Genomic DNA, 14,478 nt, shown 5'->3' on the forward strand with positions numbered 1-14,478 from the left:
GAATTTCCATGCTGCTCGCGATCGATGCCGGCAATACCAATGTCGTTTTCGCGCTGTTCGAAGGGCGCACGCTGCGCGGCCGCTGGCGTATCGCCACCGATCCGCGCCGGACGGGCGACGAATATGCGGTCTGGCTGATGCAACTCCTCTCGATCCGTGGGGTAGACCCCAAGGGCGTCGAGACGATCATCATCTCGACCGTGGTGCCGCGCGCGCTGCACAATCTCGAGATTCTCTGCCGCCATTACTTTGACGTCGAACCGCTGATCGCGGGGCGCGGCAAGGCGGAATACGGTATCGACATCGATGTCGATCAGCCCAGTTCGCTGGGCGCCGACCGCGCCGTCAACGCCATCGCCGCGCATGAGCGCCATGGCGGTGACCTGATCGTGGTCGATTTCGGCACGGCAACGACATTCGACGTGGTGGACTATCACGGCGCCTACAAGGGCGGTATCATCGCGCCCGGCATCAACCTTTCGCTCGACGCACTGGTGGGCAATACCGCCAAGCTGCCGCGCATCGCGATTGCCGTGCCGGAAGGCAAGTCGGTGATCGGCCGCAATACCGAAGACCAGATGCTGATCGGGGTATTCTGGGGCTACGTGGCGATGATGGAAGGGCTGATCGCGCGCATGCGGGCCGAAATCGGCCGCCCCGCCAAAGTCATTGCAACGGGCGGCCTTGCCGTGCTGTTCGACAAGGCGACCGATATTTTTGACGCCGTCGACGCCGATCTGACGTTGGAAGGCCTTGTTATTCTCGCCGAAAGGGCTGCGAAGAAGTGATTCCGGGTAACGAACTGCTGTTTTGTGCGCTGGGTGGGTCCGGCGAGATTGGCATGAACGTCAATCTCTATGGCTGCCAGGGCAAGTGGCTGATGGTCGATCTAGGCATGACCTTCGGCATGAACGAATACCCGGGTGTCGATCTGGTGTTTGCCGACCTCGAATTCATCGAGGACGAGCGGGAGAACCTGCTCGGCATCGTGCTCACCCATGCCCATGAAGACCACATCGGCGCAGTGCCCTATTTCGCCGAGGAACTGGGCGTGCCGATCTATGCGACGCCCTTCACCGCGCGCCTTGTCGCGGCGAAGCTGGAAGAAGCGGGCATTCTGGGCGAGGTCGAGCTGATCGTGGTCGAAGACCTCGAACGGTTCGAACTGGGTCCCTTCGGTATCCGCTATGTTCCGCTGGCGCATTCGATTGCCGAAGGCAACGCGCTGCTCATCGACACGCCTTACGGCAAGATTTTCCACACCGGTGACTGGAAGCTCGACGACGAGCCGCAAGTCGGCACGCCGGCGACCTCGCAGGAACTGAGGGCCATCGGTGACGAGGGCGTGCTGGCACTGGTCTGCGATTCGACCAACGTGTTCAATTCCAAGGCGTCGGGCTCTGAAGGCGAAGTTTATCGCGGCCTGCTGGAGGAAGTGAAGAAGCATCGCGGCAGGCGTGTGCTGGTCACGACCTTTGCCTCTAACGTCGCGCGGCTGCAGACGCTGGGCGACGTTGCCCGCAAGACCAACCGCAAGCTATGTGTGGCCGGGCGCTCGCTCGACCGTATCATCGAAACGGCCAAGGCCAGCGGTTATCTCGCAAAGTTGCCCGAACTGGTCGATCTCGACACGGCGATGGACTTGCCGCGCGGTGAGGTGCTGATCGTGGCGACGGGCGGGCAGGGCGAACCGCGCGCGGCCTTGGCGCGGATCTCCGAGGGCAACCATCCGATCAAGCTGGAAGCGGGCGATGTCGTGCTGTTCTCCAGCCGCCAGATCCCGGGCAACGAGATCCCGATCGGCCGGATCCAGAACCGCCTGTCGGACGCGGGCATCGTCATCGTCACCGACCGTCAGAGCATGATCCACGTTTCCGGACATCCGGGGCGGCCGGAACTCGAAGCGCTTTATGGTTGGCTGCGGCCGGACATCCTCGTGCCCGTTCACGGCGAGGTGCGCCATATGCGCGAACAGGCCCGTCTGGGCCTTGCCAGCGGAATTCCCAAGGCGATCTTCCAGAAGAACGGTGACCTTGTTCGCCTGGCGCCGAGCCATCCCGGCAAGTTCGGGGAAGTGCGTTCCGGCCGTCTGGTGCTCGATGGTGACATCATCGCGCCCGCCGATGGCGATGCGATGGTGATGCGCCGCCGGATCTCCTTCAACGGCGTGGTTTCCGTCGCGGCGGATCGTAAGGGCCATGTGCAAGTGGCCGCCATCGGGCTTCCTCTCGACGAGGATTATCCCAAGTTTGTCGAGGAAGCACAGCGGGATGTGGCGGAGGCGCTGTCGCGCGCGAGGAAATCGGACCGCGACGTGCGTGTGGAAGCCGCGCGCCTCGCAGCGCGGCGGGCGGCGACCCGTTGGTCGGGCAAGAAGCCGCAAGTGCAGGTCCTGCTGCTGGAGGATTGAGCGATGGCCATGCAATGGACTTCGATGGTGGCGATCTACGGCCTGTTCTGGGTTCTCAGTGCGTTCCTCGTCATGCCATTTGGCCTTCGTACGCCTGACGAAGTGGACGGTTACCGGGTTGCGAAAGGCCATGCTACCAGCGCCCCGGTCAATTTCCGTCCGAAACGCATCGCCAAGCGCGCGACGGTTCTGGCGGTGGTCCTCTTCGGGCTCTATTACGCCAATTATGCCGAGCAGTGGATCACGGTGGACCAGCTCAATCTGCTGGGACGGCCGCCAGTCGAGGATCTGGGATACTGAATGAAAGAAAAAAGGGCCCCGGAAACGGGGCCCTTTTTCGTGAAAGTGTCAGCTGCGCAGGCGTTCGATGCCCTGTGCCAGCGCCACGTAGAGCTTGCCCATGTCGGAGGAGAGCAGGGTGACGCCCAGTGCATTGCCGTCGCGGGTGGAGAGCACTTGGCGCAGGATCGCCTCGAAATCGTGGATGTAGCGGCTGACATGTTCGCGGAAGGCTTCGTCGCGTTCGAACAGTTGCTGGATCGATTTGACTTCGCCGGCATCGAGCAGGGTGACGGCGCGGCGGGTGAAGATGCCGCGGTCACCGCGCAAATACGCGGCCCAGGCGGTGTCGGCGACGTCGGAAGACAGCGATGCGGCGATGTCGATCGAATTGGAATTGAGCGATTCGGTGATGAGAGCCACCCGGCGCGCAAAGTCGTTATCGACTTGTTCCGCTGCCCGCTCGCGTGCGTGCGTCACCCGGTTTTCCAGGTTGCCGACCAGTTCGTCGACCTTGGCTAGCTGATCGCGCAGTTGGATCGTTGCCTCGCGCGTGGCGCCGGAGGCGTGGGCGACGGCCTGATCGAGTTGCCCGGTCACTTCCGCGACGCGTTGACGCATCGCCTTGTCGATGGCGAGAGCGCTTTGCTCACCAAGATCGTTCGCGACCCTGGCGATCCGTTCCGCACTGTCGGTTTCGATCGTGCCGATGGCATCGGTGATTGCCGTTTCCAAGGCCGTGATCGAACGGCGCAGTTCGCCATCGGCCTTGCCTGCGGCCTCGCCGGTGGCGATTTCCAGCGCGGCGATAGCCTGCCGCAATTCGTCCAGCAGGACACCGTGGGCCTTGCCGCTGCGGCCAAGGTCGTTCTGTGCCAGGGACAGTTCGGCTGCGAGTGCGGTCAGGTGCTTGCCAGCACCCTCGATGTCTTGCGCCAGGGCGCTGCCGTTGGCCGTGGATGCCTGCAGGCCTTCGAGCACCGAGGCGACCCCCGTTTGCAGGCGGTTCAGGCGATCCTCCGACACGGCCAGTGCTTCGGGCAGGTCGTTGTGGGCATAGCGGGCGCTGCCCTGGATCAGTTCGAGCAGGCGAACGCTGGATTCGGTGAGCTTGTCGACGTCGCCATCGGTTGCGCTCAGCGTGGCACGGGCGGCCGTCAGACGCTCTGTCAGAGCGGAAAGACTTGCCGCCAGGCGGCCTTCGATGGCTTCGCTGCTCGTCGCCACGCCGGCGAGGCGCTCGGTGTAGCGGTCCAGTTCCGCGGTGATCGCGTTGGCGCGTTCCGAGACGGTGGCCGATTGCAGGCGGTGGCGCTCGAGCCGTTGGGAAATCTCGCCGTCCAGTTCGCCCAGCATGGCTTCAAGGCGGCTGATGGCGGCGCGTTCCTGCTCGACTTGCCGGTCGAGGCGCTGCGCGGATTCTGCGCTGAGCCGCTCGCTGCGCGCCGCAAGCGATGCGTCAAGCTTTTCGCTCTCCTTCGATACGGCTTCGAGCGCGCTGCGCAGGGCGCCGATGGTGGCTTCCTGGGTCTGGCCGATGCCGCGTGCGACTTCGCGTTGTTCGTCCTCGAGTTCTTCGAGCGCCTTGCGCCAGGCTTCGGCGGCACGGCCTTCGCCGTCACGCAGCGCGCGCGATACGACATCGCTTTCCTCGCGCAGGGCGACGAGGCGCGCGCGGAGCGAAGTCAGGCTTTCTTCCTCGTGGCGGTCAAGCTGGGCGCGGGTGTCGGAAATCTCGGCCTCAAGCGCATCGGCGCGCGTGCGGATGCCGGCAAGTGCTTCGACCTCGTGGCGCTCGAGTTCCGTGCGGAAGGCGAGGCCACGCTCGGCCAGGGTGCCGAAGCGCTCGTCCGCGAGCGTACCCATGCGTTCCGATTGCGTGGTGAATTCGTCGATGGCGGTGGCGATCGCCTCCCGCAGGCGCGAGACCTGTCGTTCGCTGGCGGAACCGAACTCGTTGAGGCGGTTGAAGCCGTTGATCATGTCCTCAAGCTGGACATGGGCGGCGCGGCCCGCGTTGCCGATGTTGTTGGTGACGTCCTTGGCGGAGCTGGCGATCACCGGCAACTGGCTGCGCAGCTTCTCCATGTTGTCGAGAGCCGAGACGCTGACGTCGCTGATCGTTTCGATGCGGCTCCCGTTATCGCGGATCAGGTCCTGCAGCTGACCGGCATTCTTGGAGAGCCGGTCGGCGGCGATGCGCCCCAGGGCTTCGAGGTCGCGGGACTGTGCCGCCACGAATTCGCGGGCCAGGCTGAGCTCGCGGTTCACCGCCGTGAGGCGCCGTTCGAGGTCGGCGGATTCGCGCGAGAGCGTTGCCGCGACATCGGCGAAACGGCGGCTTTCGCGGGCGCTGTGGCGCATGACCAGCAGCCAGACGAGGCCGATCAGAAGCAGCGGAACCGCCCAAGTGGTAAGGGCGGATGGCAAGGCGGAGAACGGCAGGAAACCGAAGGCAGGCCACTGGGACCAGATATAGACGCCGGTCCATGCCGCCGAAGCGAGCCCTGCGAGCACCGGGGCGAGCCAGTCCTTGCGCTGCCGGTAGGGGACGATGGCCCTGCTTTCCCGCGCCGAATGCCGGTCTTCCCTGGTGGGGGAGGAGGCCGGAGCGGGATCCGAGGGCGGCGTGTCCGCGCCTTCGGAGCTTTCGTTTTCCATGCGACCGTCTTCGCCGTGGTTCGCGTCGAACGCGATGATCCTGTTTTCCCCAGCCATGGGCGCAGGATAGCATGTGCGATGCGGCAATAAACCCCGGATTAATGCAGGCCAGCAGGTTTCCACGGTATTCCGACCACCTGCCGGGAAAACCCGCTCAAACACCTTCAATGGCTTAGCCAATCGGTGGAAAACCGAAAAGAGGCGGATGGGAGGCGCTCGTGGGTGAGGCGTGCACCATTGAACGAGACCTCTTCATCCCGGTGAAGGGCATCTATTTCGACGAGATTCGCGACGGCACGAAGTTGCACGAGTTCCGCGAGCGCAAGCCGAGCTGGGCCAAGAAGCTTGCGGGCAGGACCTATCGCCATGTCGTGATGCTGCGCGGCTACCCCAAGGGCGGCGGCGTGGAGGGCGTGACCCGGCTGACGCGGGTGTGGCGCGGCTACGACCTGCGCGCCATCCAGCATGAGCACTTCGGCTCCGATCCGGTCGACGTGTTCGCGATCGATGTTTCGGAGGCGGCGCATGTGTGATTGCGAAGTCGCCTCGGTCCATGTCGAGGAATGGAAGCGCGCCCGAAAGCCGCATCGCTGCGAGGAATGCAGCGGCGTTATCCCGGCAGGAACCCGCTACCAGCATATCCGTGCCGTCTGGGATCATCAGTGGGGCCAGGTCCGCACCTGCATCGAGTGCGTTCAGGTTCGGGACTGGAACATGCAGCAGCTCACCAGCTGGGACTGCGCTCCCTGCTACGGCCAACTTTTCGACGACATGCCGCGCGAGGAACTGCCGCCGCATGTGATCGCCATCCGAAACACCCACCGCGAGGCTCGCAATGCACGCGACTGGGGCCGGAGTATCGCGCCATGACCGGCTATGTCTTCCGCGAAGGCGAGCGCGAGAAGGGCTGCCGGGGCAGCATGGACGGTGAATGCAACGCCGCCGACTGCCCGCAGCTTCGTGACAACGAGCCTGCCGCGACCGGGCGCCACTGCCCCTTTGACCATTGGTGCTTCTATTGCGGCGAGGACACCTTGCCCCGCGCCGGCACATGCGAGGATTGCTGACCATGCTTGATCGCCTCCTCAACCTCTTCCGCCGCCTGTGGGCTTGGCTCAACGCCTGCCCCTATGACAACGAAGGCTGTGACCAGCCTAACCACCCCTGCGAGCAGTGCCAGGAGGACAGGGAATGGTGACGGGCAAGGCGCGGGTTATAATTCGTTCATTTGCCCAGGAAATGCGCAGAGCTTCGGCTGCCGTGCACCGCATCAGTGACGGATTTTAAGCTCATCCTCCAGGCTGCCGATGGCGGCCTTGACGATGCCAAGCGCACATACTGCGATCTCGCGATGCACCGGAATGAAATTCTCTAGATTGCGGTCGAGTTCATCGTCCAAGTAGATGGCAACCGCTCGCGCAATGCGCAGTGCTTCCGGCTCATCCTTGTCCATGCATGCTCCTGGAACTCGAGGCGTTTGGCGTTTGTGAGTGTGGATAATGCGACACGCCGCCCTACGGCTGAACTCGGCCAGAATGCCGAAATTCAGGCGGAAGCTGATCGCAGCGCGGCATGACTCCTACTCGCATGCCTGTGTCCGCGCTCTGCGAGGGCAGCGTCAATGTCGGCGATCTGGCTGCGTGTCGCGGCTATCGCGCAGGCGTTATCCAGTTTTGCTGTTTTGGGGAAGCGAAAGGCCATATCTCCAGATTCAAGCAAGTGAAGGCGATGTAACGCCATGCGCCTCATCTTGATCAAATCATCAACAGTCATCGGCATCAACAGCTCCATTGTAATGGACGATAGGCCGGCGCGTTTGCGTTAAGGGGAGCTCATTCGCCGGCCTACCGTGACGGTGAATGCTTGCGCTTTCACCGTTTCTTGCGGAACGATCGGATGACTTTCAGATCCGACCGCGCGACCGTCGAGGGTGTATTGATTGTATGTGCTTTTACTACGTTTGTATGATTCGTAAAAGTCAGATTCTTTCGTATTGCAATATCATAACGGGCATTGTTATTTATTGATTCTTCCCGGTTTCGCATGCGATATGGGTGCGGTGCAGAATAGCCGGTCGATGATATTAACCTATGGAGGTGATGTTATGGCTATTCTTCCTCAAACGATCCGATGCATGCTGAATCGCCATCTTCCGGCGCGCCGTAAGGCGGAGTGGAATGGCACGCATTTCCATGGATCTTGCAAGAGGTGCGGTGCTCCGATCAGGCGGGAAGCCCCGTCGAAATGGCGAAAGTTCTGGGATGCGTAACTGCCGAGCTTGATTGGGCGGGCGGCATTATCTGTGGTCAGGCCGGATTTGAGCGCTTGAACCACGGTTCCGGAGTGCGATCGACCGCCAGCGGTCCGTCCCATGTCCGCAGCAGCGAGAACGCCTCATCGGGTGCCCCATCGGTCCAGCACGTCCAATTGTCCGCGCTGAGGATGGTCGGCATGCGGTCGTGGACGTCCGACATTTGCTCGCTGCCCGGCACCATCACCATCGAGTAGACCTCGCCCCACTCACCCGACGGCCGCCAGATGCCGGCGACAGCGAACAGCTCCCGTCCCGGTAGTGAGTACCAGGTGCGGGTCATGTGCCTGTCCGGCCCCTCGGCCTCGGCCCAGGCGGTGACGGGGATCAGGCAGCGGCGATCGCGGAAGCTGTCCCGCCACATCGGATTGCCGCGCAGCTTGTCGTCCCTGGCGTTGTTCGTCGCAGTGGGCTTCAGGGGCTTGCCGGTCCTCTTGCTGACCGCGTGCCGGGGGAAGCCCCATGTCATCGTGCGCACGGCGCCCTGGGCAACAACGAGCCCGGTGTATTTGGGGTAGACCTTGGCGGCGAAGTTCGCGCCAGCCGAGGGCACCGCCGAGAGCAGCTTGGCGACCGCGTCGGCCGGCGCCGTCATCCGGTAGAGGTTGCACATGCCGGCATGATGGCTCTGCGGCGGACGGAGTCAATCAGACTCGATCTCAACGATTGTTCGCTATATGTTCTAATCATGGGATGATGATTCGGTGTGGCGATGCGATGGTCAAACGATGGCCTGATGGCGCCGACGTGCATCTTCGAAGCCGCCACGCTGCACAAGTCGGTGCTGGTGGTCTGCCGGTGCGGGCACAGTTCGCGGTTCGAAGCGCACTGCCTCTGGTGGCACTTTGAGCGGCGGCGCTGGAGCGATCAGTTCGGCCCGGCGCGCGAGCGCTTCTGGTGCCGGGTGTGCCGTTCTCCGAAGGGCGTGAAGGTGAGGCCGGTGAAGTTGGAGCCGGTGCCATGGGCGGAGGGCGACTTCGAGCTGCCATGGCCCGATGAGTGGACGTGGAAGGCGGCAGTCAGGCGAGTGAGATGATGGAGACGACGATGGATAGCGACAAGGCCCGGGTGCTGGCCGATCTGCGCCGCGAGTGCGGCCGGATCTGCGACGGCAAGGGCGATTGGCAGGACATGACCCAGTTCAAGGACTACCGGGCCTATGCGGCCGCGCCGCAGGACACCCGGCTGCGGGATATGGGAAGGGTTGAGAGCCCGGCCGAGCGGGGCCCGTTCGGTCGATGGCTTGTGCGCCAGCCGGGCACCGGCCTACTCGGCCGCCTGGTCAAAGCGGCCAAAGCGGATCCGCAGTTCCCGCTTGAGGGCGCCCCCGAGGCAGTGCGGGCGCGGCTGCGCGAGTGCGGTGCTGACGGCGACATGTTCGCCGCGTTGGACGAGGCCGAACTCGATTGGGTCGCAATTTAGGCCGCAAATTGAAAAGGGCGCTGCCGTCAGGTGACAACAGCGCCCTCTGGCTAAAACCCATTCGGAGACGTCAGCCGGTTACAGAGATAACACGATTCGCGCGCGAAAACCGCCAAAGAGCGATCTATCGTGGGATACTTACGGCAAATGCAAAGGCCGCCCACGAGGGGCGGCCTGAAAAGGTGATCCTCGGTCGGGGGGGGACCGAGGCCATAGGATCGCCTGCTTCTGTGGCAGTTGCCCACGAAACTACCAATTTGGAAAATAGTTGCCTAGGCAAGCCCATATCTCAATTTCCGGAAGCTTCGCGCGCCTCCACGCTCCGCAGGTGCCGTGCCGCGCAATCCCCATACATCGCGATCATCGTGTTTTCCCAGGCTGCGCGCTCGGGATCAGTGAGCGGCGCCGGCGGCTTCGGAAGCGGCGGGCACGCCTGCCGCAGGTTGGCCTGCAGCTCGGGCGTTGGCGGCGTCGACTGCGTTGTCGAGCACGCTGCGAGCAGCATCAGGCACGGCGCAGTCAGCAGGCACAGGGCGATCCTTGTAGATCTCGCGGAGCGTGCTTTCGCGCACGGAGGATTGAGCGGCTGCAATGGGCTTCTCCTGTTCGTAGGCGGTAGCGGCGCGGTCGACCGTGGCGCGGGCCGCGTCCAGCTGCTTGGCGGCCGTCTCCACGGCGGCCAGCGCCTTGCTGTCGTGGCGCCAGTCGTTGACGGTCCAACCGCCCCACGCGCCGAGCAGCGCCGCGGCGCCGGCACCGGTGAGGCACCAGCCGATCGGGATCGGGTTCATCTCACAGCCCCTTGAGGCAGACCGCGCGCTCGGCGCGGCGGCGATTGTCGAGGCCCTTGACCACCCGCCCGCCGGCACGGTTCCACATCAGGAAGGCGTCGCAGGCGCCGCGCCAGTCGCGCGCGGAGAAGCGCCGGGCGACCGTGGACTTCGCATAGTTGGCCGCGCCGATGTTGTAGGCGAGCGAACTGGCGGCGATGACCTGGTTGTCATGGCCGGCCAGTTCGGGGTTTCGCTGCAGGACCGGCCCGGCATAGTCAGCCAGCCGGGTGGCGAGCATGTCCGAGCATTCCTTGTCGGTATAGCGTCGCATGGGCGCCTGCGTCTCGCCGTAGCAGACCGTCCAGACGCCCACGATGTCGCGGTACGGGTCGTTGCTCTTGCCCTCCCACGCACCGACCAGCGCGACCAGCGCCGCCGCGGCGCCGGTGCCGATCAGCGCAGCGAGGGGCTTGCGGGCGGAATTCTTGTCACTGGCTGCCACTGCGCTTCTCCTCAAGCTTGGGCTGGACAAAGAGCCGCGCGACCAGCCCACCGACGAGCAGCGCGATCGAGATGCCCTGGGCGTAGGGAATGGCGTGGCGCAGGTCGGCCGGCATGGAGTTCCAGGCGTCGGTCGCGACCTGGCAGCCGGTCAGCAGGAGCAGGCCAAGGCCATTGAGGCGTACCGACCAGAAGCGGAAGAACAGGCGCCAGTCGGCGATCAGCCGGGAGCGGATAGCTGCGATGATCTTGGTCACTGGCCAAGTCCTTTCATGGCAACGGCAGCCGCGCCGCCGGCGACGATCGCAGGCGGGAGCCACGGCAATGCCTTGATGATGATGGAGCCGAGCCCCATCGCGCCGCGACGCTGCTGCTCGGCGGCCTCGAGCGTAGCGACGCGATCCTTCAGGGCCTGCAGTTCGGCCGGCAGGTGGGCCATCTGATGGAGGGAGGCAGTCAGTGCGTCGATCTTGCCCGCGAGCGTTGCAACATGATCCACGACTTGACGTACTTCCCCCCGGATTTCGCCCAGCATCAGCGCCATTGAGTTGTCGGCTTCAGACATGTTCAGGCCTCGCACGCGATGGCGACGGCCAGCGCCTCGGCGATCTGCTCGCGGCCAACGCCAGACGTGATCGTGGTCGGAACAGGAGAATGGATGATGTCGGTATTGGTGGCGCCCACGGTGCCGATCTGCGTCCCTGATGCAGTGTCAGTCGTGGTCGGTGTGTTGAAGTCGCTGATGCTGTGCATCGCGTGCGTCGGGACGAACTTGATATTGTTGTCCCCTGCCACGCGCTTTGCCTCGATGGCGTCCCTGATGGCCCGCAGGATCGGCGCACCCTTGGCAATCCACTCAGCGTTGCTGGCATAGCTGTCGGGCATGGTCGTGCCCCAGCACAGGATTTTCGCGCTGGGCATCGCACGCCGGATTTCCGCCAGCATAGCCGGATAGAGGGTAGTGACATCGCTCAGGGCTGTTGCGGCGTTCTGTTCAAGCTGATCGTTCTTGGACAGGTTGAGGACAACGATATCAGGCGTGGCCAGCGAAAAGCGCGAGAGATAGTAAGCGAGATCGAACTTGTAGTCGGTCCCGCCATAGGTGATCGTCGGGGCGGCGCTGCTGCTGGATGCCGCGATCTGCATGAATGGATTGGCAGCCAGCTTGGCCGCATTGGAAAGCGCGAGATATGCGGCCTCGCCTCCCGCAGCGACGACGCTGGTCACGTCGGCATCCTGTCGGGTCAGGAAGAAATCGGTAAGCGCCCAGCCTTCTCGCCCTTCACCAAGAGGGCCAGTCCCGGCCGCATTACCCGCACCGTTGCCATTCATCGTCCCGACAAACACAGGAGCAAAGCCCATCGCGGTCAGGTAGAGGTTGATGAAATACGCCATCTGCCGATTGGTCAGACTGTCGCCAATCATCAGGATTTTAGGAGCGGGAGAGCCTGAAACCGGGACCGTCTTCTTGTTGACCGTCAAGACCTTCTGGAACATGCGGTCGCGGCGGTTTCGGGGGTACATCCGCAGGTATGCGGCGCTGCCTACGCGCGCATGGTCAATCACCATAGGTTGACCCTGCGAGGGCCCGATCTGCAATGGCTGTATAGGCGCGCCCTGCCTGCTCTCAAGGAACCAGTCAGCGACGTTGTCGGTACGATCACCGAGCATCTGGCGCGGATAGATTATCGTATTGCGGTCGGACACCACGAACAGATCCTTGCCGATGATCGGCAGGAGGTCCGCATCGACGAGGGCACTTGGGTAGTCGTCGCGCATGATCCAGCGCGCCCGGGCGCCAGAATGGTGGAACTGGAACCCGGTGACGATCGGCGTCGTGCCAGCCGTTACCGTGGTGCCCATGTAGAGGTAAAGCGCGCCCTCGACGTCCGGGAAGTCAAAGATGCCTGAGTAGACCGCGACGTTATCGCTGATCTTCTTCTCCAGCGTCAGATTGAACGTCGTGATCGGACTGGTTGCGGTTGCTGACCAGAGATAGGCGCGGGGGATGCCGAAGGAGCCGGCGACATCGGTGTAGATATATTCGCGGATAAAGATCGAACCGCCACGCCTGGCGTCCGGAAGATCCATGCCCACGAAGATATCGCCCGCCCCCGTCAGCCGCGTGAAACCGCGCGTAAAGCCAAGGGCAGTGAGGTTGGCATCGGTGATCGTCGTGGCAGCAATGTTGGTCGGTGCGAAATTGCGCGGCATCGCGTCGATCGAGGCTTTGCCGAACGGGCACTGATTGGCCACGGCCCCGCCAGGGACATTACCAGCCATCGAATGCGGTGAACTCACCTTGCGGTTGGAGATCGTCGCTATGGTGGACCGGTTAAACCCGGACTGGCTTCCGGCAGCGCCGTCATAGGCGCGCTTCACGAATCCGGTCGATGCGAACCCATCATTGAAGATATGGGCAACGTGGCCAGAGTCGGCACCGTCGATCTCGAAATAGCGCTCGCCGTTTGCCGCCGGGTTGCGCAGCGTCCAGCTTGCGGCGCCACTACCCCGGACATAGAAAGACGGCACCAGCAGCTTGCCACCGGCTTCAAGGATCAGGTCTTCCGTGAACACGATGTCTGACCGGCCGGGCATATCGTCGATTTCTCGGAAGGGCATGCGGCCAGAGAGTGCCTTCCCGCGCACATCGAAAAGCTTGATGATCTCGCCATTTCGTTCCGGATGCAGGTCGAGGGCGGATGCGTAGCTTTCAATCTTGTAGGTCTGATCGACCGTATCGAAGTAGACATAGGCCACGTTCGCCGAGGGCAGCTGGATCTTGCAGTATGCGCCGCCGGAGATCTCGGTCGCTGCCGAATTGGCAACCGTGATGTTGTACTGCGTGCCGTTCGACCGTTTGAAATACAGCGTGCGCGGGAGATAGAGCGCGTTCACGCCTCCGCCCAGGACGTTGGTGAAGTCACGCAAGGCCTCGCTGTATGTCGCATCGAACGTCATGACGCTCAGGTCGAGCATCTGCTTGACGTTGATCGAGCCATAGGTGACCGCAGCCGCGCCGTTCGTGCCGGTGAATTGAGCGGCTATCGCTTCAGTCTGCTCTTTATACCCCTCAGCTTCATCAACCAGTGGCTGCACGACCGAAGCAACCCCGGCATAGAAGCCCTGCGCCAGTCGCGCCGCGCCGCTGACGTACTCGTACACCCCGTTTGCCGGGTCGGTATCTGATCCGTTGTTGTTGTTGACGTAGACCAGCTTGGACTGGTTCTCGGCAGTCGCGTAGAAGGCGTCGCGCGCAGCGGTGGTAGCGACGATCTGGATGCCCGCAGCAATGCCGTTGACAAGCTGATCGATCAGGTTGCCAATGGGGCGGATCTCCGCCTTGTCGGGGTCGTTCTCACCAGTTGCGGGGATGCCGTCGGTGACGAAGTCTCGCCAGGCGGCTTTGAAGGCGTCGCCGATCGTACCCATCAGGTATAGCTCCCGGTCATGTCTTCGACGAAGCGGATGGGCTGGCCTTCAGCGAAACCCATGTTGCGAGGCGCGCGCATTTCCCCGTCGATCCGCATGACACAGCGAGGAGAGGCAAAATCGAGAGGGGTGCCAGCGACCGTCGCCTCGCGCAGGGGCGGGCGGATGGAGATCGTTGCCGTCGTTTCGGTCTGGGCAAGGATCTCTGCAACCTTGTAGCAGCGGTGGCGCCAGTTCTCGTGGTCAATGCTGAACCAGCCCAGTGGGTTGCCATTTAGGGCCACGATGTCGATCTGGATCACGGTCGCCCGCAGCGCCGCGTCAGCCGCTAGGGTCACGTCGGTGCCGGGCGTCTGGTAAAGCGTTTCGTCGGAGAAGGGTGTGCCGTCGCTGTGCGGGGTTCCGGCGTAGCTGAAAGCAGGCTGGTGAACCGCGTCGCAGAGCGGAATGATCATCGCGCGAAGGCCGCCGTCCATGAACGCGTCAATCGCATCCCATGCGATGGCGATCTCGGGATCATCCAGGTCGAAGTCTTCGAACTCTGCCGCGATCCTGCCGCCGCCGTCCGTCCCGATGAGCGTCTCGTTGCCGCTCAGGGCGGTGCCGCCACTGATGGTCCGACGCTCGATGTAAGCTTCGGTGCCATTGGGCGCGAACAAACAGGTGGGGAAAACCTTCATGGGCGCGAG

At 63.3% G+C, this 14,478-nt stretch carries 18 protein-coding genes; 8 read left to right on the forward strand and 10 right to left on the reverse strand.

The annotated features are described in order from the left end of the window. The first annotated feature begins 8 nt into the window (after positions 1-8). Genes CA833_RS14680 through CA833_RS14690 form a run of 3 tightly spaced genes read left to right on the forward strand, consistent with a single transcriptional unit; the run spans position 9 to position 2,710 of the window. Positions 9-788: a type III pantothenate kinase gene (locus CA833_RS14680; protein ID WP_207078434.1), complete on the forward strand. Its 780-nt coding sequence runs from the start codon at positions 9-11 to the stop codon at positions 786-788. Continuing rightward, on the forward strand, positions 785-2,410 hold the full coding sequence (locus CA833_RS14685) for a ribonuclease J (protein ID WP_207078435.1): 1,626 nt from the start codon (positions 785-787) through the stop codon (positions 2,408-2,410). Before CA833_RS14680 ends, CA833_RS14685 begins: the two co-directional genes overlap by 4 nt. Before the next feature lie 9 nt (positions 2,411-2,419). Next, on the forward strand, positions 2,420-2,710 hold the full coding sequence (locus CA833_RS14690) for a DUF1467 family protein (RefSeq protein ID WP_207078436.1): 291 nt from the start codon (positions 2,420-2,422) through the stop codon (positions 2,708-2,710). A 48-nt stretch (positions 2,711-2,758) separates the two neighbouring features. Here CA833_RS14690 and CA833_RS14695 read toward each other — a convergent pair whose 3' ends face one another. Further along, on the reverse strand, positions 2,759-5,407 hold the full coding sequence (locus CA833_RS14695; RefSeq protein WP_207078437.1) for an ATPase: 2,649 nt from the start codon (positions 5,405-5,407) through the stop codon (positions 2,759-2,761). 161 nt (positions 5,408-5,568) lie between these two features. Between CA833_RS14695 and CA833_RS14700 the strand changes: the two genes are divergently transcribed. The 3 genes from CA833_RS14700 to CA833_RS14710 are packed head-to-tail and all read left to right on the forward strand — an operon-like array spanning position 5,569 to position 6,417. After that, complete coding sequence (locus tag CA833_RS14700; RefSeq protein ID WP_207078438.1) at positions 5,569-5,883, forward strand: hypothetical protein; 315 nt, start codon at positions 5,569-5,571, stop codon at positions 5,881-5,883. Next, positions 5,876-6,220 carry a hypothetical protein gene (locus CA833_RS14705; protein ID WP_207078439.1) on the forward strand — a complete coding sequence of 115 codons (345 nt, stop codon included), beginning with the start codon at positions 5,876-5,878 and terminating at the stop codon, positions 6,218-6,220. Before CA833_RS14700 ends, CA833_RS14705 begins: the two co-directional genes overlap by 8 nt. Further along, entirely contained in the window at positions 6,217-6,417 is a 201-nt protein-coding gene (locus tag CA833_RS14710; RefSeq protein ID WP_207078440.1) for a hypothetical protein, read from the forward strand. Before CA833_RS14705 ends, CA833_RS14710 begins: the two co-directional genes overlap by 4 nt. Positions 6,418-6,620: 203 nt before the next feature. On the opposite strand, the gene CA833_RS14715 is transcribed toward CA833_RS14710, so the two are convergent. The 3 genes from CA833_RS14715 to CA833_RS14725 all read right to left on the reverse strand — a co-directional run bounded on the left by CA833_RS14715 (position 6,621) and on the right by CA833_RS14725 (position 8,274). Next, positions 6,621-6,803: a hypothetical protein gene (locus tag CA833_RS14715; RefSeq protein WP_207078441.1), complete on the reverse strand. Its 183-nt coding sequence runs from the start codon at positions 6,801-6,803 to the stop codon at positions 6,621-6,623. A gap of 92 nt (positions 6,804-6,895) precedes the next feature. Beyond that, the gene (locus CA833_RS14720) at positions 6,896-7,129 is read right to left on the reverse strand and encodes a hypothetical protein (RefSeq protein ID WP_207078442.1); all 234 of its coding nucleotides are present in this window, start codon (positions 7,127-7,129) and stop codon (positions 6,896-6,898) included. A gap of 527 nt (positions 7,130-7,656) precedes the next feature. Beyond that, positions 7,657-8,274, reverse strand: a complete 618-nt coding sequence (locus tag CA833_RS14725; protein WP_207078443.1) for an SOS response-associated peptidase — start codon at positions 8,272-8,274, stop codon at positions 7,657-7,659. A 99-nt stretch (positions 8,275-8,373) separates the two neighbouring features. Here CA833_RS14725 and CA833_RS14730 point away from each other — a divergent pair, with 99 nt between their 5' ends. After that, positions 8,374-8,697: a hypothetical protein gene (locus CA833_RS14730; protein WP_207078444.1), complete on the forward strand. Its 324-nt coding sequence runs from the start codon at positions 8,374-8,376 to the stop codon at positions 8,695-8,697. An 11-nt stretch (positions 8,698-8,708) separates the two neighbouring features. Further along, positions 8,709-9,083: a hypothetical protein gene (locus CA833_RS26970; RefSeq protein ID WP_242526123.1), complete on the forward strand. Its 375-nt coding sequence runs from the start codon at positions 8,709-8,711 to the stop codon at positions 9,081-9,083. Positions 9,084-9,475: 392 nt separating this feature from the next. Here the strand turns inward: CA833_RS26970 and CA833_RS14740 are convergent, their stop codons facing one another. Genes CA833_RS14740 through CA833_RS14765 form a run of 6 tightly spaced genes read right to left on the reverse strand, consistent with a single transcriptional unit; the run spans position 9,476 to position 14,469 of the window. Beyond that, entirely contained in the window at positions 9,476-9,874 is a 399-nt protein-coding gene (locus CA833_RS14740; protein ID WP_207078445.1) for a hypothetical protein, read from the reverse strand. A 1-nt stretch (position 9,875) separates the two neighbouring features. Beyond that, positions 9,876-10,358 carry a lysozyme gene (locus CA833_RS14745; protein WP_207078446.1) on the reverse strand — a complete coding sequence of 161 codons (483 nt, stop codon included), beginning with the start codon at positions 10,356-10,358 and terminating at the stop codon, positions 9,876-9,878. Beyond that, complete coding sequence (locus CA833_RS14750; RefSeq protein ID WP_207078447.1) at positions 10,345-10,614, reverse strand: hypothetical protein; 270 nt, start codon at positions 10,612-10,614, stop codon at positions 10,345-10,347. The genes CA833_RS14745 and CA833_RS14750 overlap by 14 nt, the downstream gene beginning before the upstream one ends. Further along, on the reverse strand, positions 10,611-10,922 hold the full coding sequence (locus CA833_RS14755; RefSeq protein ID WP_207078448.1) for a hypothetical protein: 312 nt from the start codon (positions 10,920-10,922) through the stop codon (positions 10,611-10,613). The genes CA833_RS14750 and CA833_RS14755 overlap by 4 nt, the downstream gene beginning before the upstream one ends. Positions 10,923-10,924: 2 nt before the next feature. Further along, positions 10,925-13,789 (reverse strand): SGNH/GDSL hydrolase family protein, encoded by a 2,865-nt coding sequence (locus tag CA833_RS14760; protein ID WP_207078449.1) that lies wholly within the window; start codon positions 13,787-13,789, stop codon positions 10,925-10,927. Next, on the reverse strand, positions 13,789-14,469 hold the full coding sequence (locus CA833_RS14765; RefSeq protein WP_207078450.1) for a hypothetical protein: 681 nt from the start codon (positions 14,467-14,469) through the stop codon (positions 13,789-13,791). The genes CA833_RS14760 and CA833_RS14765 overlap by 1 nt, the downstream gene beginning before the upstream one ends. Positions 14,470-14,478: the final 9 nt, after the last annotated feature.

Source organism: Novosphingobium sp. KA1, from assembly GCF_017309955.1.
Lineage (GTDB): Bacteria > Pseudomonadota > Alphaproteobacteria > Sphingomonadales > Sphingomonadaceae > Novosphingobium.